Annotated in this window: 17 protein-coding genes and 1 rRNA gene (1 of these 18 running past the window's edge); 6 read left to right on the plus strand and 12 right to left on the minus strand. The window is 46.7% G+C overall.

The window, feature by feature from the left end; translation table 11 throughout:
* Positions 1-125: 125 nt before the first annotated feature.
* From SAPGRDRAFT_RS10180 to SAPGRDRAFT_RS10190, 3 genes are all read right to left on the minus strand, one after another.
* Complete coding sequence (locus SAPGRDRAFT_RS10180; protein WP_002659196.1) at positions 126-731, minus strand: LON peptidase substrate-binding domain-containing protein; 606 nt, start codon at positions 729-731, stop codon at positions 126-128.
* A gap of 298 nt (positions 732-1,029) precedes the next feature.
* Positions 1,030-1,458 carry a hypothetical protein gene (locus SAPGRDRAFT_RS10185; RefSeq protein ID WP_002659197.1) on the minus strand — a complete coding sequence of 143 codons (429 nt, stop codon included), beginning with the start codon at positions 1,456-1,458 and terminating at the stop codon, positions 1,030-1,032.
* Complete coding sequence (locus tag SAPGRDRAFT_RS10190) at positions 1,427-3,250, minus strand: AMP-dependent synthetase/ligase (RefSeq protein WP_002659198.1); 1,824 nt, start codon at positions 3,248-3,250, stop codon at positions 1,427-1,429. The genes SAPGRDRAFT_RS10185 and SAPGRDRAFT_RS10190 overlap by 32 nt, the downstream gene beginning before the upstream one ends.
* 233 nt (positions 3,251-3,483) lie before the next feature.
* On the opposite strand from SAPGRDRAFT_RS10190, the gene SAPGRDRAFT_RS10195 reads away from it, so the two are divergent.
* Positions 3,484-4,407, plus strand: coding sequence for a zinc-dependent peptidase (locus SAPGRDRAFT_RS10195; protein ID WP_002659199.1), 924 nt, complete (start codon positions 3,484-3,486; stop codon positions 4,405-4,407).
* A 12-nt stretch (positions 4,408-4,419) separates the two neighbouring features.
* Positions 4,420-5,211, plus strand: coding sequence for a 3'(2'),5'-bisphosphate nucleotidase CysQ (gene cysQ / locus SAPGRDRAFT_RS10200; protein ID WP_002659200.1), 792 nt, complete (start codon positions 4,420-4,422; stop codon positions 5,209-5,211).
* Between the two features lie 66 nt (positions 5,212-5,277).
* Here the strand turns inward: cysQ and SAPGRDRAFT_RS10205 are convergent, their stop codons facing one another.
* The 6 genes from SAPGRDRAFT_RS10205 to SAPGRDRAFT_RS10230 form a co-directional block, all read right to left on the minus strand.
* Positions 5,278-5,835 (minus strand): hypothetical protein, encoded by a 558-nt coding sequence (locus tag SAPGRDRAFT_RS10205; protein ID WP_002659201.1) that lies wholly within the window; start codon positions 5,833-5,835, stop codon positions 5,278-5,280.
* Between the two features lie 47 nt (positions 5,836-5,882).
* Positions 5,883-6,623 carry a hypothetical protein gene (locus SAPGRDRAFT_RS10210; protein WP_002659202.1) on the minus strand — a complete coding sequence of 247 codons (741 nt, stop codon included), beginning with the start codon at positions 6,621-6,623 and terminating at the stop codon, positions 5,883-5,885.
* 145 nt (positions 6,624-6,768) lie between these two features.
* Positions 6,769-7,212: a hypothetical protein gene (locus SAPGRDRAFT_RS10215; protein WP_002659203.1), complete on the minus strand. Its 444-nt coding sequence runs from the start codon at positions 7,210-7,212 to the stop codon at positions 6,769-6,771.
* Positions 7,213-7,387: 175 nt separating this feature from the next.
* Entirely contained in the window at positions 7,388-8,968 is a 1,581-nt protein-coding gene (locus tag SAPGRDRAFT_RS10220) for an NAD(P)/FAD-dependent oxidoreductase (RefSeq protein ID WP_002659204.1), read from the minus strand.
* A 322-nt stretch (positions 8,969-9,290) separates the two neighbouring features.
* Positions 9,291-9,617, minus strand: a complete 327-nt coding sequence (locus SAPGRDRAFT_RS10225) for a rhodanese-like domain-containing protein (protein ID WP_002659205.1) — start codon at positions 9,615-9,617, stop codon at positions 9,291-9,293.
* A gap of 18 nt (positions 9,618-9,635) precedes the next feature.
* Complete coding sequence (locus SAPGRDRAFT_RS10230; protein ID WP_002659206.1) at positions 9,636-10,361, minus strand: RluA family pseudouridine synthase; 726 nt, start codon at positions 10,359-10,361, stop codon at positions 9,636-9,638.
* A gap of 177 nt (positions 10,362-10,538) precedes the next feature.
* Here SAPGRDRAFT_RS10230 and SAPGRDRAFT_RS10235 point away from each other — a divergent pair, with 177 nt between their 5' ends.
* Positions 10,539-11,801 (plus strand): MFS transporter, encoded by a 1,263-nt coding sequence (locus tag SAPGRDRAFT_RS10235; protein ID WP_002659207.1) that lies wholly within the window; start codon positions 10,539-10,541, stop codon positions 11,799-11,801.
* A gap of 156 nt (positions 11,802-11,957) precedes the next feature.
* Here the strand turns inward: SAPGRDRAFT_RS10235 and SAPGRDRAFT_RS10240 are convergent, their stop codons facing one another.
* The 3 genes from SAPGRDRAFT_RS10240 to rplS all read right to left on the minus strand — a co-directional run bounded on the left by SAPGRDRAFT_RS10240 (position 11,958) and on the right by rplS (position 14,885).
* Positions 11,958-13,178, minus strand: a complete 1,221-nt coding sequence (locus tag SAPGRDRAFT_RS10240) for a hypothetical protein (RefSeq protein WP_002659208.1) — start codon at positions 13,176-13,178, stop codon at positions 11,958-11,960.
* A 10-nt stretch (positions 13,179-13,188) separates the two neighbouring features.
* Positions 13,189-14,370, minus strand: a complete 1,182-nt coding sequence (locus tag SAPGRDRAFT_RS10245; protein ID WP_002659209.1) for a hypothetical protein — start codon at positions 14,368-14,370, stop codon at positions 13,189-13,191.
* Between the two features lie 101 nt (positions 14,371-14,471).
* The gene (gene rplS / locus SAPGRDRAFT_RS10250) at positions 14,472-14,885 is read right to left on the minus strand and encodes a 50S ribosomal protein L19 (RefSeq protein ID WP_002659210.1); all 414 of its coding nucleotides are present in this window, start codon (positions 14,883-14,885) and stop codon (positions 14,472-14,474) included.
* Positions 14,886-15,080: 195 nt separating this feature from the next.
* On the opposite strand from rplS, the gene SAPGRDRAFT_RS10255 reads away from it, so the two are divergent.
* From SAPGRDRAFT_RS10255 to SAPGRDRAFT_RS23265, 3 genes are all read left to right on the plus strand, one after another.
* On the plus strand, positions 15,081-16,364 hold the full coding sequence (locus SAPGRDRAFT_RS10255) for a DNA recombination protein RmuC (protein ID WP_002659211.1): 1,284 nt from the start codon (positions 15,081-15,083) through the stop codon (positions 16,362-16,364).
* Positions 16,365-16,589: 225 nt separating this feature from the next.
* On the plus strand, positions 16,590-18,095 hold the full coding sequence (locus tag SAPGRDRAFT_RS10260) for a DUF5723 family protein (protein ID WP_002659212.1): 1,506 nt from the start codon (positions 16,590-16,592) through the stop codon (positions 18,093-18,095).
* Positions 18,096-19,409: 1,314 nt separating this feature from the next.
* A 16S ribosomal RNA gene (locus tag SAPGRDRAFT_RS23265) occupies positions 19,410-19,822 on the plus strand (it continues 917 nt past the right edge of the window).

A 19,822-nucleotide genomic window follows, 5' to 3' on the forward strand; every position in this document is an offset into this window, starting at 1 on the left:
TAGGTACCCCTCTTGACGGGTATAGGTACCCCTCTTGACGGGTATAGGTACCCCTCGCTGAGACCGCAAAGAGGAGCAACTACCATAGTAGTTGCTCCTCTTTGTTATTTGGCCAAATGGCCGTTTTAATTAAAGCAAAAGCCCTTATAGACGGCCTTTTGTTGCATCAGTAATAGGCCCAACTGCTTGACTTCATAGTGGAGTAGGGCTTTGCGGGCCTTGCTATTGGGAGGCAATTGCAGATAGTGTAGTTTGGCCTTATCTTGAATGGGGAGTTGGCTGAGCAGGTCAAACTCGCCCATATCATTTTGTAGGGATAGCGGAAGTGCTATGGGGTGTTGGGCTTTGAGCAGGCGAAGCTGTTGCATTAGCCAGTGGTCCTGAATGCGGGTATTTTGGGCATTGAGGACTTGAACTTGGCCGCCGGGATAGGGGTTGTCTAGCCATTTTGGGCTATAGTTATCCAATTGGATGAGGTCAATGACTTCGAGGTAGATATCGGCACGGCCATCTGGATGGGTCTTAATAATAGACTTTAGGCGGGCTAGGCAGCCTAATTGACCAGCTTGGGCGGGTTCCTCTATAGTGCAGGGAATACCGACAAGTGGCTGCTCTCCGGTTTTGAGGTCCTCTAGTAATTTGCGGTAGCGGGGCTCAAAAATATGGAGTTCGAGTAGTTCGCCGGGCATTTTGATTAGGGGGAGGGGGAAGAGTGGCAGCGTTTGAAGCATAGGCGGTTTTATTTATAGTAACATCATAAAGGTAAAAACAGTTGAGCAGTATGTTTGTGAGCCGAGTAGGCTAGGGGTAAAAAAGGGGACAAAACCAAAGTTTTGTCCCCTTTAGGGCCGGAGCAGATTGCTTGGCATGAAAAAGAGAGATGAGCGGCCTAGCGATGTGGAGGGGTGGCCGCAGGCCAGACCGAGCAAAAACTTGTTTTTTGCGAAGGGCCGAGCGAAGAGCGAGCCCCGCAACGTAGCGCCCTGAGGCCCTTTGGGCCGCAGGGGAGGCCCCAAAAAAGGACCTTATTTAAAAGCGTTCCCAGCTTTGTCTGTTGCCATTGCCGTTGCCAGCGACCTTAATATTGAGGTAAAGATAATCTGTAGGGCCACTTTTATCGAGCGTCATGGTTGCATCATAAAACTCATTATTGCTGCCTTTATCTTGGTAGTTAAAATTGGGGCCATCGGAGGGGCGGATACGGCGCCATTTTCGTTGGCCGAGTAAAAAATAGGAAGTATTGCCATTGGTGGCCCGGATAAAAGCGTTGCTGCTATCCACCTCTACCTCCATAGCATCTAGGCTTGGTTTATTGCTATCGATTCGGCGCCAATTTCCGGCCAAGTCTTCGAGGCTATAGAGTGGGTCTGTGCTAGAAGACTGGCAGGCGGCAAGGCTGAGGAGCAATAGGCTGAGGAGGAGTAATTTACTGATAAAGTTTTTCGATAGCATCTTCATAATTGGCTAAAATGACTCTTCTTTTGAGTTTCATGGTGGGGGTGAGTTCTCCTGTTTCTACGCCCCATGCTGTAGGGACCAGATGAAACTTTTTGATTTGTTCGACCTTAGAGAAGCGGGGGTTATAGCGGTTGATTACGGCTTGGAAGTAAGCGAGGACCTTAGGGTTAGTGATCACCTCTTCGGGCTTGCTCCAGGCAATATTTTTGTCTTGGCACCAATTCTTGAGGCTTTCAAAATTGGGTTGAATAAGGGCTGAGACAAACTTGCGTTTTTCGCCAACCACCATCACCTGCTCTACCAAAAGATCTTCTTTGAGCGTGCTTTCGATAGGGGTGGGGGCGACATATTTTCCGCCAGAAGTTTTGAGTAGTTCTTTTTTGCGGTCGGTAATTTTGAGGAATTTGATGCCTTTTTTGTTTTCTACAATTTTGCCGATATCGCCAGTGAGGAACCAGCCTTCATCATTAAAGACCTCGGCGGTTTTATCTTCTTTGCGGTAGTAGCCCATCATGACGGAATTTCCTTTGACTAGGACCTCGCCTTCGTTGGGGCCATAGCTATCGTCTTGGTCAATTTTGACCTGCACACTAGGGAGAATAGGGCCAACGCTACCGATCATGGCTTGGTAGGGTTCAAAAATATTGATAGAAATAGCGGGTGAGGTTTCGGTCAGGCCATAGCCTTCACGGATAGGGACGCCCACAGCGGAGAAGAGTTGTGTCATGCGAGGGGGGCAGGCGGCGGCGCCTGTTACAATTCCTTTCAAGCGGCCACCGAGGCGTTCTCTAACCTTAGAAAAGACTAGTTTATCGGCAATCTTCCATTTGATGGCTTCTAGGCCGGCGGCCTGCCAATCGAAGTCATATTTTTCGGTTAGTCCGAGGGCCCAATTAAATATTTTTTCTTTGAGGCCGCCTTCGGCTTGGACCTTCAGCATCATTTTCTCATAGACCTTTTCGAGTAGTCGGGGGACGGTAGTAAAGAAATGGGGGCGGATATCCTGTAGGGTTTCCGAGAGTGTATCGAGGTCTTTAGCATAGAAAACCTGGGCTCCTTTGGCCATATAGCTATAGGTAACGGTTCGTTCAAAGACATGGCAGATTGGCAGGAAGCTCAGGGCGATATCTTGGGGTTGTAGGGGGATAAAGGGGAGTACATCACGGACATTGGTGGCAATGTTATTATGGCTGAGCATTACGCCCTTGGGTTTGCCTGTGGTTCCGGAGGTATAAATAATTGTTGCTAGATCTTCGGCTTTAATTTTATCTTTATGGGCTTGGATAATGTCCATATTGGGATGTTCGCCCCAGATATGCTCCCAGAAACTAACCTCTTGGCCATTGGCGTCTACTTGTCCTTGGGCATCGGCCTCATCAAAGGTAAAGATGGCTTGAAGAGAGGGGATATCACTTTGGGCGGTACGGACCTTATCGAGGAGGTCGCCATGGCCAACAAAGGCATACTTAATGGTAGCGTCATTAAAGATATAGACATAATCATCGGGGCTAATGGTAGGGTAGACGGGAACGTTAATCACGCCAATTTGCTGCATACCAAGATCCATGATATTCCACTCTGGGCGGTTATTATAAGAAATCAGGGCAATTTTATCGCCGGGTTTCATGCCCATTTGCAAGAGTCCCCAGCTCACTTTATTGATGAGCTCTAGCACTTTTTCTGTGCTATAGTAGTACTTTTTGCCACTAATATGTTGTCCTCCTATTGCTTTGGGGAGGGGATAATGGGCAGCTTGATAATAAGGGATATCAAAAAGACGACGAATTTCCATAAGGTTGATTATTTTTGGCCTAGAGCGATAAAACGCATACTAAATCATGGCTTGAATGTAACAATTTGGGCCTTTTGGCTTTCTTGTTTGGAGCGGGTAGCTTTAAGGCTGCTGTTCTAAATTTAGAAAATATCTTAGATATAAATATCCTTGCTTGCAAAATTATCTTAAAAATATATTATATCTAAGCTACTATATGAAAATATAATTTGGTCCACTAGCATCTTATTCTTATGCCTATTTTAGTACTTCTGCTGATTCCCTCAGGTATTGGCACCTTAATTTTTGCCTATCTACTGCTCAATGACTTAATTGTTGATGAGTGGAAATGGCTGGGGGCGATTCCCTTAGGAATTTTTGTTGGCACCTACTTGATTCGTAGAGGAATTTACGAATGGTGGGCGGTAAAGCACCCTCCTGGCTTGGCCAAGGTAGAGCAAGATATTCTGGGGCAATTCTTTCCTTATTACCGAAATTTGGGGGCAGAGCACAAGCGTTTTTTTGAGCAGCGCTTGAGCATTTTTAGAATGCAAAAGCAGTTTCAGATGAGGGGCGCAGATAAGCTCCCTGGTGATATACAGTTATTGGTTTCTGCTCGGGCCATTCAGATGACAATGGGCAAGACTTTCAAGAAGGAGTTCTTTCCTAAATTGGGGATGATTGTTCTTTTCCCCAGAACCTTCATTACGCCTAAAATTAATGAGAAGATCCATGCGGTAGAATTTGAGGAGGAAGAGCCATTTAGCAGCTTGTTCATTTCTGTCAATATGTTTATCCGAGGACTAAAAGCGCCGCATCAGTATTATGATGTTTGTTTGTATGGCTTTGCCAAAGCCTTTAAGGCCGAGCATCATATTCATGATGAAGATTTACCGATAGGGGACCGTATGGACTTTTTGGCTCGGCTGCATGTTTTGCGTCAGTTTAAGGTGGGCTATAGCCTAGAGTATACAGCTTTGCCAGACTTTGAGCTCTTTGAGTTGGCTTCTGAGCACTTTTTTACTTACCCTGAGGCCTTTAAGGGAGAGTTTCCGGAGGTCTATGAGTTTTTGGTAAAAACCTATGGACAGGATCCCCTCAGTTTTAGTGCACCAGCTTTACAAGATGGGGCGGGCAACTCTGCCCTAGCCGAAGAGGAAGATGACGATCTAAATTAAACGATAGAGAAAATGATTTCGCTAAGCCTTTCTGATATCCAGCTGATTCAAAAAATTGCCGAAGAGGCAGGGCAAGCTATTGTGCAAGTCTATGAGCAGCCAACAGCCAATTGGCAGCTAGAACAAAAAGCAGATGATAGCCCTTTGACCTTGGCGGATCAGCGCTCGAATGCCATTATTTGCCAGGCCTTGGCTTGCCATTGGCCCGAGATTCCAATCATCTCGGAAGAAGAGCAGATAGCGCCCTATGAGGAGCGCAAAAATTACCGCTATTGTTGGCTGATCGATCCTTTGGATGGCACTCGAGAGTTTGTTAACCGAAATGGAGAGTTTGCCATCAATATCGCTTTGGTTAAAGGGGGAGAGGTCGTTTTTGGCTTGCTCTATGCCCCCCTAACTCAGTCTTTATATTGGGCGCAAAAAGGAGCAGGGGCTTTTGTGGTAGAAGAAGGCAAGAATAAACGGATTTGGGCCAGCAGTTTCTCTTTTGAACAGAAGGGCTTGCGGGTTTTGGGCTCTCGCTCACATCTTCGACCCGCCACAACGGCCTATATTCAGTCTCTAAATCAGCCGCAATTTATGGCCAAAGGCAGCGCTCTGAAGTTTATGGCCCTGGCCCAAGGCCAAGCCGATATTTACCCCCGCTTAGGCCCCACTATGGAGTGGGATACTGCCGCCCCTCAAATTATTCTAGAAGAAGCTGGGGGCCAAATTCTCGATTGGGAGAGCCAAAACCCTCTGCGCTACAATAAGGCCGATTTGCATAATCCGCATTTTATGGCCCAAGGAAAAGAAGAGCAATAAGCAGCACAAAAAAAAGCCCTAGTTCGCTAAAGAACTAGGGCTAAAATTTAGCGTCTATATAATAACTTACTCAATCTCAATGATCTCGTCACCAATTTTGATATCTCCAGTTTTGAGCTCAATCTGAGCATCAGACTTAAGTGTTGTTTTTAGAACAGGCTTGATTACGATGACAGTCTCAATGTTGCGCTTCATGTTACCACGAGCAGCTAGACCCGCATCAGGCATGAGACGGTTTTCGCTAAGTACATAGTAACCAGGTGTTTTTACATTGAAGTTGATCACTTCTTCCAACAACTTGCCACGAACAGTAACCTGCTTTTCCATTTTAGGCGCATTCACATAGAAAACACCATCTTCTGTGCGACCTTCGAGCTCATAACGGCCCGCTTTTACCAATTGCTCCAATACAGAAACAGGCATATTAGAAATAACTTCAATTTCTACACGCATTCCTTTCTGATCCCAAGGTTCCGAGCCAATGCTGGCATTTTTGGTTTCAAAAACTACTTCCGAGCTTTCTTCAGGCATTAGAGTTTTTACTAAAGTTTTTTCGCTATTGTCTTGGGCCTGAACCAAAAAAGCAAAAGACATAAATAGAGCAATAAAGGCAGAGATTCTCATGATTGTGTGTTTTGTAATCAAAATAAAAATAAGGCGAGAGAAAATGGCTATCTGTAGTCGAGTTCGTCTTCTACCAAAATCCAAATTCCTCCATATTGACTTTTAAATTCTTCAGCAGTCATGTTAGGCTGCATCGTCCCACGACGGCTAGCCCCAACAGGCTCCTCCTCAGATAGACCATGCACGCGGCTTTTGGTCTTTTCATTCTTCTTCTTGAAGCGCTCTTTCATATTGGCTTTGGCGGATGATTGCTCATTCACGCCAGTCCAAACAAATTCTACTTCCACTTTGTCCTCAATGTCTTCCTTAATCTGACGCATCTTTTTCAAGGCGGCCTGATTCCCTCTGGCATTAACCACCAAAGCCGGATCTAGCTTTTTCTTAATGGTTTTTCCTTCTTTCTGAAAGTAGCCGGGCGTTTGTACCGATACAAAAATTTGCTCCTCCAATAACAAGTTACCAACCGTAATCATCTTATCCAAATTTGGCATCGTGATATAGTAGGTGTCCCCATCCAATAAACCTTGCATTTCATAACGACCCGCCTTGAGCAACTCTTTCATGATTGATTCTGGATAATTAGAGTGAACCAAAAGACGAATACGCAAGCTGCCCTGCTCCCAAGGCTCTAGGTCTAACTCTTCAAAGTTAAACTTAAAGCTGATGTTTTCAGCACCCTCTGGGTCCAAAGTCTTAATCAGGTTTTTTTCCGTTGCCTGAGTTTTCTGCGCTTGTACTGCACTAAAACCAAAACTTAGGAAAAGAAATAGAAATGCTAATTTTTGCATGTATATAAAGATAAAAGTTGGTGATGAATAAATGAAGGGCTTGTCTTGTATTGGTTTTTTTTATTGGGCAAACTACTTGCCAAGCTGCCTTTTATCCCTCCGCTTTTTATTCTTTTACGCAATTCTTCTCCAAAAGATTGTTTTTCTACAAAAATATTTCTGTCAAGGAGATATTTTTTTGCCGCTCTTCTCCCGCTTCCCAAAGGTCTACAATGGCTTTTTTAGGCCCCTCTGTTACCTTGATGTTTTTGCCAGTCCCCAATTTGCGAACTAAGATTGCATTCATTTTGGGCAAGACAATATCCCACTTAATAAAGGGCCGCAGAAGGGACGGAATCTTCCTGAGCTGCTGCTGTATGGCCTCGTCTTGCAGCAGCTGCTGAGCGGTCATCCGCACCAAGTTTTCTCCCGCCAAATTACGCAGACAAACAAAGGGCAGGCCCTGCTCTACCTCCACCCACATATATAGGTCGGGGTCCCCAAATTGCTTTTTCCGATAAATTAAAGCCTCATTCAATTCCTCTTGGGCCTTCCCAAAGACCATGTCCAAAACTTTGGGGTTCTTCAAAGGGTTGCTAAATAGTCCCATCTGTTTTTGTTTTATGTTGTTTTTTTTGGGGCCTGCCGCCTTCGGCGGCCGGGCCCTTGCATGGCTCGCAGGTCTGCTCGGCCCTGCGCGGGCTGCGCCCGCTGGGTCTGCGGCTGCGCCGCACCATTTCAGGCCCCTAGGCCTGCGGGCGCTCCGCGCCCTGTCCACCGCAAAATTATTGAACCACTACCCATTTGGCCAAGGCCTGGGCCACTTTCTGCCCATCCATAGCCGCCGAAATGATGCCGCCCGCATAACCCGCTCCCTCTCCACAGGGAAATAGGGCCGCTAGTTCCGGATGCATGCAGCTATCTGGCGCTCTCGGTATCCGAATAGGAGAGCTGGTCCGACTCTCTACCCCTATCAATTGGGCCTCCTCGGTATAATAACCCCGCATTTTTTTGCCCATCTGTTGCAAACCGCGCTGCAACCGTCGGCTAATCCCCGCCGGAAGCAATTGGTCCAATCGAGCCGAGTAAATTCCAGGGATATAAGAGGTTTTGGCTAAACTATTAGAGGTTTTCCCCTTGACAAAGTCGGTTAGGCGCTGAGCTGGCGCCGCCTGGCTGCCATCTCCCGCCCGAAATAGGGCTTGTTCTACCTCTTGCTGGAAGCTCATGGCCGCAAATGGCCCCAAATGCGCATACTCTTTCAAGTCTTCCATATCTACAGCGACCACCATGCCCGAATTGGCAAAAGGAGAGTCTCGTCTAGACATCGACATCCCATTGACGACTAGTTCGCCTGGGGCCGTAGAAGCGGGCACAATCAATCCGCCCGGACACATACAAAAGGAGAATACGCCTCGGTTTTCTACCTGGCAAACTAGGCTGTAGCTAGAGGCAGGCAGTTCTTTGGGCCGCTCTTTTATGCCATACTGCAATTCATCAATTAGGGCCTGAGGGTGCTCTATCCGCACGCCAAGGGCAAAGGGCTTGGCCTCTATGGCCACCTTTTTTTGGTCCAATAAACGGAAGATATCTCTGGCCGAATGGCCCGTAGCTAAAATAACGCCTTGGCCCCACCACTCTTTTCCATCAGCCGTGCGCAAGCCTTTTAGGCTTCTTTGGCCCTGCTTCTCTTCAATGAGGAAGTCGGTGACCCAAGCCTCAAAATGGATTTCTCCGCCCTTGCTTTCTATGGTCTCTCGCATGGCGGCCACTACCTTGGGCAGTTTATTGGAGCCAATATGCGGATGGGCATCAATGAGAATATCGCTAGGGGCGCCATGCTCAACAAACAAGCGCAAGGATTTTTCTATGCTGCCTCTTTTCTTGGAGCGGGTATAGAGTTTTCCGTCAGAATAAGTACCGGCTCCACCTTCGCCAAAGCAATAATTAGAATGTGGGTTTACCTCGCCAAACTGCTGAATGGCCCGAAGGTCTCGGCGGCGGGCCTGCACATCTTTTCCTCTTTCGAGGATAATGGGTTTTAGGCCAAGTTCAATAAGTTCTAGGGCGGCAAAATAGCCTGCGGGCCCCGCCCCAACAATTAAGACTTCTGGGCGATTTTGGACCTGCGGCAGGGCCGCAATAATAGAAGGTGTTTTGGGAACAAGCTCTCCCGTTTTATAGGCCACAATACGGAGGCGGAAAAGTGGCTGCCGTCCTCTGGCGTCTAGGCTTCTTCTGCGGATATGCCAATGGGCCAATACTTGTTCTTTGGGCCAGCGCAACTTTTTGCGCAATTTTTTTTCGATCAGGGCTTCTTGCTCCAGTTCTTGGGGCAAAATGCTAATTTCTACTTCTTGAGGCATGACTACGATTTAGGTAGTAAATGATAAAATAGGGGCAGGGGAGGGGGCCAGACTTGGGCCTCGGCCTAGCGATGTGGAGGGGTGGCCCGAAGGGCCAGACCCAGCCGCCAAAGGCGGCGCAGGGCCGAGCAGACTTGCGAGCCCCGCAACGTAGCGCCTGCCGTAGGCAGGAGGCCCCAAAACAGCAGCGAGCTGCGACAACAAGGACTTCAGTCCGTCTTCGATGACCAACGGGAGTAAACGTAGCGCCTGCCGAAGGCAGACAACAAGGCTGCAAGCCGCAGTTCGACGACTGAAAGGAGTAACGCCCCAAAACAACTTACTAATAAGCGGTCATATTGGGATCAATCTCCTTGGCGTAGGCGATAATGCCACCATCTAGGCTATAGAGATTATCGAAACCGTGTTGTTGTTGTAGAAAGAGGGCGGCCATATAGGAGCGGCGGCCTGTTTTGCAGTGCAAAACCACGGGTTTATCGCGGGCAATTTCTTGGGCGCGGACATCAATTTCTCCTAGGGGAATATGCGTCCCATTGATATGGCAAATCTCGAGTTCATCGGCCTCTCGAAGGTCGATGAGTTGGAAATCGAATTGATCGTCTTGCATCCGTTTGAGTTCTTGCACATTAACGGCTTTTACCTGCTCCATAGTGGTTTGTTTTGCTGTTTAGATAATGACATTTTTATAGTCGGGCATTTCGCCTAAGGCATCTTTGAAGAGCTTCCAGATTTGCTCATTGGGGATAGGGGCCCAAATATCGATAGCTTCTTTTTTGACGGGGTGAATAAACGAAAGGCTGGCGGCATGAAGGTGAATGCGGCCATCTTTGTTTTTATTTTTTGCGCCATACTTAACATCTCCACGGATAGGGCAGCCCATGCGGGCGAGTTGTGCACGGATTTGGTGGGGGCGGCCCGTGTGTGGAATCACCTCTAGCAAATGGTGCTCACCGATGCCGCCAAGCAGGCGATAGTCGAGTTTAGCGAACTTATAATGTTTATTTCGGGCGGTATTGGAGACCGAAACGATATTGCGTTCTTTATCTTTGGAAATAAAGTGCATGAGGGTGCCTGATAGCTCCTCGGGGCGTTTTTCTACGATAGCGAGGTAGCGTTTTTGGACCTCTCTTTCCTTAAAGAGCTTATTCATTCTTTCGAGGCCCTTAGAGGTGCGGGCAAAGAGGACGGTACCGCTAACGGGGCGGTCGATACGGTGAATGACCCCTAGGAAAACGGCGCCGGGTTTTTGGTATCGAAACTTGATATAGTCTTTGGCAAATTCGGAGAGGGGGCGGTCGCCAGTTTGGTCGCCTTGGACCAACCAGCCCGCGGGTTTATTTAGGGCAATCAGGTGGTTATCTTCATGGATAACGGTATAGTTTTCTTCTCGCATGATATTATTTTAGGGCACAAAGATAATCAAGTTGTTGAAGAACTCATATTCAATTGGCTGCAAAGCAAGGAAAGAGGGGGGGAGTTGGGGGCTTATTTTATTAGGAAAAGATTAAAGAGGGGGCGGCGGCTAGTCCTGTAATTTTTCAGGACCTTTGGGCTAACAAAACAGAAAAAATTGAGAAACAAATCTGCTATTCGATTATTATTAGGGGCCAATTTTATTTCGGGGGTGGCCCAGGGCATTAGTATGATAGCGGTACCGCTTTACTTTGCCGAAAGTGGGCAGTCGGCTTGGTTTGGCTTGGCCTATACCCTAATTACTTTGGTGACCTTATTTTGGGCACCTTATGCGGGCAGTTTGGTAGATAAGCACGACCGTAAAAAGCTATTTTTGGTATTGATGGCCTTTATGGCCTTGGCCTTGGCGGCTTTATCGGCTTTAGGGTTTAGCCAAGGGCTGAACAACTATATTGCGGTGGGGGCCTTTGCCCTGACCTTTTGGAATTACAGTCTGCATTATCTCTGTTTTTATGCCTTTATGCAGGAGATAACGGAGCGGGAGCATTATGGCAAAATTGCCTCTTTGTTAGAGGTCCAGGGGCAGTTGGCCTCGGCTTTGGCTGGGGGGGCGGCTGTTGTGTTGTTGGACCCCCAAATGGCGGCTTATTGGGGCTTTGAGGCCTGGGAACTTCCTCAAATATTTGCCTTAGATGCGAGTACTTATGTCTTGGGCTTGCTGATTATCTTTTTCATGAAATTTGAGTCCTTAACCAAGCGTGAAGCAGAGCAGGGCAGTTTGTGGAAGCGGTTAAAAATTGGTTGGGACTACCTTAAGGGCGAGCCTTATGTCTTTTTGTTTGGGGTCTTGACCCATGCCGTATTTATTACGGTTCTTTTGCATGTTTTTGAGCTTTCGCCCACTTATGTCAAGCAGTGTTTGGCTGGAGAGGGCGATAGTACGGCTAGTATTTTTGCCATTTCGGAGGTGCTCTATTCTGTAGGGGCGGTTTTGGCGGGTTTGGCCATACAGCGCATCTTCAAGGGATTTAGCTTTTTATCGGCGATTATTCTGCTCACGCTCATCACGCTTTTAGAGTATGGGGCGATGTTTTTGTTTTATTCGGTGGGGGTATTTTGGGCCGTGAGTTTGCTCTTGGGGCTAAGCAATGCGGGGGTACGTGTGATTCGGGTTTCTTATTTGTTTGAGGTGGTGCCCAATCAGGTGATTGGGCGGGCCAATAGCATTTTTGGCATTAGCAATACGCTTTTTCGGCTGGGCTTTTTGGCCTTATTTAGCCTACCTTTTTTTCATGAAAAGGGCCAAGTGGTCTTTAGCTTCCTTATTTTTATGGGCTTTTTGGGCTTGTCGGCGGGCATTTTGGGGGCTTATTATGGCCCAATTGTGGGCAAAAGAGAAGCTGCCGAAGAAGAGGAGTAGTTGTTTTTTTCTTTTGGGGCCTCCTGCCTGCGGCAGGCGCTACGCTTTGGGGCTCGCAGGTCTGCTCGGCCCTTCGCTTTTTCGCTTTGCTCAAAAAGCTCGGTCTGGCCTTCGGCCACCCCTCCGCATCGCTAGGCCAAAGGCAGTATGGCTGCGCTAAAACTCCTGTTCATTGCCACGGACTTGTTGCAGGGCGCTATTAAAAACCTGGACCAGATATTCGCTTTCTTCTTGAGAAATGGAGAGTAGGCTAGCATCAAATAGTTGTTGGCGTTCTCCGTTTCGGAGTTGGACCGAAATGGGGTAGATATAGCTTATAGAGGTTCCATTCTTTGTGTTGTTAACTACTTTTTCCTCTACAAAGTCCCAGTATTCAATATCTTGGATAGGGATATGAATTTTTCTGCCTGCTCGGAGAGGGCGGTGTCTGAGGCTAAAGAAATCGGTATTTAGCTGAAATTGGCTACTATTGACTAGGTTGATTAGGGCTCTGCGGAGGAGCCAGAGGCCAATGCCGACAAAGATCATCAGAAAAGCTATGGCGAAGAGTGTAATGCTATGGGGTTGTTCTAGATAAATTTGGAAGAGGAAAAAGCTGAAACTTCCCGTGATGCTGGTCCAGATCAAGCCAAAGGCTAGGAGTAAATAGCCGATAGGGCTATACCAGCTTTTGACCAAAAAGAGGCCATCTTGATTAAAGTCGGTGAGGATGCTATTGGGGCGAGCTTTTAGTAATTTCTGGAGGTCAGAGAAGCTTTGAGGGCTGTTTTCTCTTTGCGTTTCTGCTTCTTCTAGGAAGTTGGGAAGCTCTTTTCTTGTGCTGTATTTGGGTAGTTCATCTTTAATGGGAGCATCTTGGATGCCCCAAAAATCTTCGATGAGCTCTTCTAGGGTTCGGGCTTCTTCGAGCGTTAAGAAGCAGGGGTTGGGCAGACTAAAAGTTTGGCCAAAAAGGTATTGGCGTTGGCCATCTTGGTTGAGATAGGCGGGCAGTACTCCCTTGCTATTTTGCTTAGCGGAGTCGATGATAAAAATCTGCTGGACCTGATTTTTCCAGATTCGTTTTTTATTAAAGAAGGGAATAGGGCCGTTAGAGATAAGGAGTTCATCCTCGGAGAGGAGTAGTTTTGTTTTGTTCAGGATATTGCCGAGGGCTGTATAAAGCAGGCCAATACCAATGAGGATAAAAAAGCCAGGCACAATAATAAAGAGGAGATCTAGGGGCGAAAAATTACCTTTAAGTTGGCTATTGGTCATATAGAGGAAAAAGCTGCTGAAGCTGGTCCAAATAAGGCCAAAAATGAGTAGGCCAATGCCTGAAAAGCGGCTCCAAGGGTTGCTAATGAGGTAGCCTTCATTTGTTTTTTGAATATTCATGGGGATAGGTTTAGAGTTCAATTAGGGCCTGTTGTAGCAATTGGGCTAAAAACTGGCTTTCTTCTTTGCTGATGGTTAGGGCCAAGGGGGCGTGGATTTCCTGATATTCTTGATTTTTAAGCAGAAGGCTAAGGAAATACTCTTCATGGTTGACTTTGCTGCTTTTTCCTTGACTTTCGTGAATAAAATAGCCTGCGCGTTGGTCGGTAAATATAGCTTGAATTTGCGTTTTGGGGATAGATAGCTCTTGCTTTCTTTTTTGTCCGTTGTATCGAACCTTCAGCTGATCTTGCTTAAGGTGAATTTGGAGGCTGATCTGTTTATCCTGTCTGTTTTTTCGGATTAGGGCTAGGGCTATAGCAATAAAGCAGAGGGGTAAAATTAGGCTAAAGAAAGGGAGTGGGTCTGTAGGGGGGAATTTGAGCAAGAAGCCAAGGATAATTAGAAGAGAAAGCAGCCCAATAAGGCCAAAGGCCCAGCCAAAAAGGGCGAAAATGGGCGGTTGGTCTTTGGGGCTTGTTTTGAGGATAAAGAGTTCATTTTCATGGAGGTCAATAGTGATGGGGTAGTTGTGTTCATGGATTAGCTCGCTTAGAGAAGCCTGTAGAGTAGATTCTGTAGTGGCAGACTCTAGTTTGCTATGGTTTTTTTGTTGGTTTTGGAGTTCTTCTTCAAGGGGGGCATCTTCAATCTCCCAAAATTCTTCTATGAGTTGTTCTAGCTGTTGGGCTTCTCTCAGGCTGAGTTGAAAGTAATTGTGGGCTTGCCCTAGAAAGTCGCCCAGCAGAAAGCGGTGCCAGTCATCGGTTGTTTGGTAGGCAAGGATAAAGTGGCCGCTTTCTATTTGGCCTTTAGGGAGGATATAGATTTGTTGAATATTTTTGCGGGAAAGAAGCTGTTTAGGGCTTAGGGGGAGTGGGCTGCTCCAGCTAGAGAGCTGTTCTTTTTCTACTAGGATAAAGCTATGATTAAGGGATTGGGCTAGTCCTAGATAGAAGCAAAGGCAGCCAATAGCGATAAAAATAGCGATAAAGAAATAGCTAAGGGCTAGGTCGTTTTCAGCAAAGGGCAGATAGAGAAGGAGGAGGGGGCCGCTAGAGAAAAGGAAGCCGAATAAAAACAGTTTAGGTTGTGCGGCCCATTTCTTTTTGATCAGTAGGCTTTGGGTTTGTTTTTGGACTGTAATATTCATGCTATTGAGGATATTGGTAGAGCGGGAAAAACAGAAAAAGGATTGTTGACTAATTTAGTCAACAATCCTTTGATATAGTAAGTCTTGAGTAGAAAAACTTCTTATTTGTTTCCGAAGGTCCAGCTATACTTACGACCTTTATCTTCAGCGGTTTGGCGCTTAACAAACGTTTTCTCTTTCACGCGGCCAGCTTTTCCGATAGCATTGCGAAGGTAGTAAAGGCGAGCGCGACGAACGCGGCCTTTTTGGTGGTTCACGATGCTCACCAAAGTGGGGCAGTTCAAAGGGAAGATACGCTCGATGCCTACACCGTGCGAGATTTTGCGAATAGTGAAAGTTTTAGTTACACCAGTTCCTTTAACTTGGATAATGGTGCCACGGAAAGTTTGTTCCCGTTCTTTTTGACCTTCAATAATTTTATAAGTGACAGACACAGTATCACCAGCCTTGAAATAATCGAACTGGCCCGTCTCTCTGGCTGTCTGCTCTTCTACGTACTGAATCAAGTTTTTCATCTCAAAAATATAATTGATAGCGTTTTTTATCTATAAAGCGAGGCAAAGATAATAAAATATCTAACTCCCAATAAGAAGGGAGCCTTTTTTATTGCAAAATTGTGCTAGATGAGGGCCAGTTGCTGCCTGCTTTCAGATTTTTAATATCTTTGGTTGGCCCACTAAAAGAATGGAGGGCAAAAATAGCTAATTTTTATGGAATATCTAATCTTTTTTGCTCCGGGATTGATTTTGGGCTTTATTTTAGGTCATTTATGGGGGAAAAGGGGGCAAAAGCCGACTAATCAGCCAGATAGTGGGGGGCAGTTGTTGCCTTTACTACAAGAAAAGGAGGTGGAGTTGAGGGGGAAGAATGAGGAGTTATTAGAATTGCATAAGGCCTTATCGGCCCAAGAGCCATTGATAGACCAGTTGCGGGAGCAGAGTCAGGCTCAGGAGTCGGAGTTGCAGCGGTTGCAGGAGGAGATGTATTTGCGTTTTGAGCAGATGGCCAATCAGTTATTGCAGGAGCGGGGGCAGCGTTTGAACCAGCAGAACCAGGAGCAGTTGCAGCAGTTGTTGCAGCCTTTGGGGCAGCAGTTGCGGCGTTTTGAGCAAGACTTGGTACAGATGCATCAGCAGAGTCAGAGCAAGCAGGCGCAACTAGATGAGCAGCTTCGGCAATTATTTAGTTTGAATCAGACGATAGGGCAGGAGGCCAAGGAGCTTTCTCAGGCTTTGAAGGGGAACCTCAAGTTGCAGGGCAATTGGGGCGAGCAGATTTTGGAGCGTTTGTTTGAGGCTTCGGGTTTGAGCAAGCGGTATATGATTCGGACGCAGGCCCATTTTGTAACGCCCGATGGGCGGCGGCGGCAGCCTGATTTTATTGTGCAGTTGCCGCAAAATCGGCAGTTAATTGTGGACTCTAAGGTGAGTTTGCGGGCCTATTTGCGCTATATGCAGGCCGAAGAGGGCTCTGCGGCGGCGGCCAAGGCGAAAAAAGAGCATCTTCAGGCGATAAAGCAGCATATTAAGGGCTTGAGTGAGAAGAAGTATGAGTTATTGCCGCAGCTCAATAGTTTGGATTATGTGCTTTTGTTTATTCCGATAGAGCCTGCTTTTTTGCTGGCATTAGAAGAGGAGGAAGAGTTGTTTTTTGATGCTTTGCAGCAAAATATTGTCTTGGTGAGTCCGAGTAGTTTATTAGTGAGTTTGCGGACCATTGCGCAGCTTTGGCGGCAAGAGCAGCAAAATGAAAATGCGCAGCAGATTGCTCGGCAGGGGGGGCGTTTGTATGATCGTTTTGTGCTTTGGGTAGAAAAGATAGAGAGTTTGGGGAAGCAAATTAAGACGGTGCAGAACAACTACGATAAAATTCTGTATGATTTGCGGGATCAAAGAAATAGCCTAATTAACGAAAGTGAGAAGTTGAGGAGTTTGGGGAGTCAAAATAGTCGACAATTGCCCGACAGCATGCAAACTAAGGAGGAAGAGTTGTAGGGGAGGAGCGAAGCAGGTCCAAATTGGCCTAGCGATGTGGAGGGGTGGCCGTCAGGCCAGACCGAGCAAAATGAGCGTAGCGAAATTTTGCGAAGGGCCGAGCAGACCTGCGAGCCCTGCAACGTAGCGCCGACGACCGAAGGGAGGCGGAGGCCCCAAAAAAAATAAGGTATTGCCACTTTTTAGTGTTATTTTTCGTTTTAAAGAAAACAAAATCAATACCCTATGAAAACTATTTTACCCTTTTGGGGACTCTTTTTTTTGAGTCTGTCGCTTTGGGCCCAGCCCTCTACGGGCTATCATGCCAGTAATTATGCGGGTATACAGTCTATTTCTGTAAATCCGGCCAATATTGTAAACAGTCGGTTTCGGCAAGACATCAATCTATTTAGTTTTGATTTGAATATTAGCAACAACTATTTGGGCTTGAACAGCAGTATGTTTAACCTGAGTAAGTTGAAAAATCCGTTATTTGATAGTACCTATAGTGGGAACTTTCAGTTGTTTCGGGATCAGCAGTTGCGGGAGAAGTCGAAAGATGAGGCGAGGATGTATCAGGAGGGCTACACTTTGGGGCCTTCTATAGGTTTTGAGATTGGGCGACATTCTTTTGCGGTGACGACGGCCCTGCGGCAGTATTTTCATATTGATAATTTGGATCAGGATATGGCGCAGATGATTTTATCGGAGTTAGAGAATCCGAGTTTGCAAAATATCAATATCAATAATGGCAAGTTTCAGGCTTTGGCGGGTTTTTGGACCGAAATCGGTTTGGCTTATGGGCAAGAGGTTTGGAAGAAGGGGGAGCACCGCTTGAAGGTAGCGGCCCACTTGAAGTTGCCTATTGGGGGATTTAGCTCTTATTTTTATGCCGATACCTTGGTGGTTAATTTCCCTAATGAGGATACCTTAAATGTATTGGCCTCTAATGTGCGTTTTGGCTATAGCAATAACTGGCAAGATTTCACGACCGTTCAAGGAAATGATACCGTTCGCCAATCTGCTTTTGATGGAGCTGCAGCTTTGCTCAATCAGGTAGGCTTTAATGCGGATCTTGGGGTAATTTATGAGTGGCATCCAAAGGAGAAGTCACCTATTCCTGGAGTTCGAGAGGATCAGCAGTATAAATTAAAGGTGGGCTTGTCTATTTTGGATTTAGGGGTGGTTAATTTTAAGCGAGGAAGTTATGGCGCCAATTTTAGCGATGTGGCCGTAAATTGGCCTATTGACTCCATGAATTTTGATGGAGTGCCTGATTTTGGTCGCATTATGCGGGATTCTTTTAACATGGAAGAAACTAATGATGCTTATCAGCTGCGTTTGCCTACTTCTATGAATATTCAGGTCGATTATCATGTCTTTTCTCGCTTGTTTGTCAATATGTCGGGACATTTTGCTTTCGCTTCTGGAGGCGCCCCGCTCAAGTTGCATGATTTGAGCCAATGGTCAGTAAGTACTCGCTGGGAGCATAAGTGGTATGAGTTAGCTTTGCCTTTTGCAATAGATGGCTACAATAATTTTAATGCGGGTTTTGCTTTTCGGGCTGGACCGCTTTACTTGGGCTCTTCTAATGTCTGGAATTTTCTATTGGGTAATTATGTACATGGCTTAAATGTATATGGTGGCTTACGCATTCCGCTGTTTAAGAAGCCTTCTTCAGAACCCGCTACGGTAAGTCAGTTGGGCTGGAAGGAAAGAGCGCCTTCTTTATTGGCGAAGCAAGTAGATTAGTACTATATATAGTATGGAATTGTTTAGGGGCGTTACTCCCTTTGGTCGTCGAACTGCGGCTTGCAGCCTTGTTGTCCGCCTTTGGCGGGCGCTACGTTTACTCCCTTTGGTCGTCGAACGGGCGCCCCTTTGGGGCTGGTTGTCGCAGCTCGCTGACTTTTAGGGGCGTTACTCCTTTTAGTCGTCGAACTGCGGCTTGCAGCCTTGTTGTCCGCCTTTGGCGGGCGCTACGTTTCGCAGCTCGCTGTTCGCTCGGCCCTTCGTCGCTTTGCTCCTCGGTCTGGCCTTCGGCCACTGCTGCACATCGGTTACTCCCTTCGGTCGTCGAACTGCGCCCTAAAGGACTTGTTGTGGCCAACGCTCAGCTAGAAGCCGCTCTGCGGCTACAAGCTTCGCTAAGCGCTGCGGCTTGGGGCCGCAGCTTATTGACCCGGCCGGCGGTAGGCGGCAGCCACAGCCATTGCTACTATATATAGTATAGCCCCTCAAAATATTTCATTTCAGTTTTGGTCCTCCCCTTCGCCGCCTCCGCCTGGGGGCTGTGCTCCTTTGGCCTTGGAGGCCAAAGCGCCCAGCAAAGCGTTCGTCGCTCTGCTCCTCACCTATATATATAATAGGCGGCGAGCGGCCATAACTAAGCGTACAAATCTAGTCTTCAAAAAAGATTTGGACCTTAACTCCATCAAATCAGCTCCTTAGCGCCCAACCCACAAAAAAGTTCCCTAAATTCTGTAAAAACATTTGGTCAAGCCACAATCTTGTTCTACCTTTGTAGCACAGCGCTACAGAAAGTGTGGCGAACATTGAGTTTTCGAGCTACTGGGGTTTATAAAAATCCTAGTAATTTTTTTCTCTCAAAATTTGGTTGTAAAAATATTCTTTGTATCTTTGCAACCGCTTCAACAGAGAAGCTCAGAAATTGACATCGCAAGGGTTTTGGGTAGAAAAAACTTTTTTAATTTTTTTCGCTCAAAATTTTGGAACTTTTAAAAACTTCCTTACCTTTGCAACCGCTTCGACAGAGAGCTGTCGCAAACAAAAGAGACCGAAAAATAGTTTAAATAAATATTGAAAAATATTTTGGAACTAGAAGAAAGTTTCCTACCTTTGCAACCGCTCCTCGGAGCAACGGTCATCAAAAGTGATGGCCAACAAACAAGACAGCAGACAATTACTTAGCAATAAGTAATTTAGCTATAAAGAAAAAGTTATTTGAAACTGCAACAGCAATAGCAATATAGCAAACAGGTAAGAGGAGAGAGAGTAGAGGTTAAATGAAACCAAGTCAAACCTTTGATCAGGATTATAAGCTTCATTATGGAGAGTTTGATCCTGGCTCAGGATGAACGCTAGCGGCAGGCTTAATACATGCAAGTCGAACGGTAACAGGTCCTTCGGGACGCTGACGAGTGGCGCACGGGTGAGTAACGCGTACACAATCTGCCTTCATCAGGGGGAAAGTCACTGGAAACGGTGAATAATCCCGCATACAACTCTTAGATGGCATCATCATAGAGTAAAAGCTCCGGCGGATGAAGATGAGTGTGCGTCTGATTAGCTAGATGGTGAGGTAACGGCTCACCATGGCAACGATCAGTAGGGGGCGTGAGAGCGTGATCCCCCACACGGGTACTGAGACACGGACCCGACTCCTACGGGAGGCAGCAGTAAGGAATATTGGGCAATGGACGAAAGTCTGACCCAGCCATGCCGCGTGCGGGAAGAAG

It is taken from the genome of Saprospira grandis DSM 2844, from assembly GCF_000275825.1.
Taxonomy (GTDB): Bacteria; Bacteroidota; Bacteroidia; order Chitinophagales; family Saprospiraceae; genus Saprospira; species Saprospira grandis_A.

Excerpts from the sequence above, each read along its gene's own strand:
- SAPGRDRAFT_RS10255 (WP_002659211.1), top strand. The coding sequence starts at position 15,081 with ATGGAATATCTAATCTTTTTTGCTCCGGGATTGATTTTGGGCTTTATT.
- SAPGRDRAFT_RS10245 (WP_002659209.1), bottom strand. The coding sequence starts at position 14,370 with ATGAATATTACAGTCCAAAAACAAACCCAAAGCCTACTGATCAAAAAG.
- SAPGRDRAFT_RS10220 (WP_002659204.1), bottom strand. The coding sequence starts at position 8,968 with ATGCCTCAAGAAGTAGAAATTAGCATTTTGCCCCAAGAACTGGAGCAA.
- SAPGRDRAFT_RS10205 (WP_002659201.1), bottom strand. The coding sequence starts at position 5,835 with ATGAGAATCTCTGCCTTTATTGCTCTATTTATGTCTTTTGCTTTTTTG.
- SAPGRDRAFT_RS10225 (WP_002659205.1), bottom strand. The coding sequence starts at position 9,617 with ATGGAGCAGGTAAAAGCCGTTAATGTGCAAGAACTCAAACGGATGCAA.
- SAPGRDRAFT_RS10240 (WP_002659208.1), bottom strand. The coding sequence starts at position 13,178 with ATGAATATTCAAAAAACAAATGAAGGCTACCTCATTAGCAACCCTTGG.
- SAPGRDRAFT_RS10185 (WP_002659197.1), bottom strand. The coding sequence starts at position 1,458 with ATGAAGATGCTATCGAAAAACTTTATCAGTAAATTACTCCTCCTCAGC.
- SAPGRDRAFT_RS10190 (WP_002659198.1), bottom strand. The coding sequence starts at position 3,250 with ATGGAAATTCGTCGTCTTTTTGATATCCCTTATTATCAAGCTGCCCAT.
- SAPGRDRAFT_RS10195 (WP_002659199.1), top strand. The coding sequence starts at position 3,484 with ATGCCTATTTTAGTACTTCTGCTGATTCCCTCAGGTATTGGCACCTTA.
- rplS (WP_002659210.1), bottom strand. The coding sequence starts at position 14,885 with ATGAAAAACTTGATTCAGTACGTAGAAGAGCAGACAGCCAGAGAGACG.
- SAPGRDRAFT_RS10260 (WP_002659212.1), top strand. The coding sequence starts at position 16,590 with ATGAAAACTATTTTACCCTTTTGGGGACTCTTTTTTTTGAGTCTGTCG.
- SAPGRDRAFT_RS10180 (WP_002659196.1), bottom strand. The coding sequence starts at position 731 with ATGCTTCAAACGCTGCCACTCTTCCCCCTCCCCCTAATCAAAATGCCC.
- SAPGRDRAFT_RS10215 (WP_002659203.1), bottom strand. The coding sequence starts at position 7,212 with ATGGGACTATTTAGCAACCCTTTGAAGAACCCCAAAGTTTTGGACATG.
- cysQ (WP_002659200.1), top strand. The coding sequence starts at position 4,420 with ATGATTTCGCTAAGCCTTTCTGATATCCAGCTGATTCAAAAAATTGCC.
- SAPGRDRAFT_RS10210 (WP_002659202.1), bottom strand. The coding sequence starts at position 6,623 with ATGCAAAAATTAGCATTTCTATTTCTTTTCCTAAGTTTTGGTTTTAGT.
- SAPGRDRAFT_RS10230 (WP_002659206.1), bottom strand. The coding sequence starts at position 10,361 with ATGCGAGAAGAAAACTATACCGTTATCCATGAAGATAACCACCTGATT.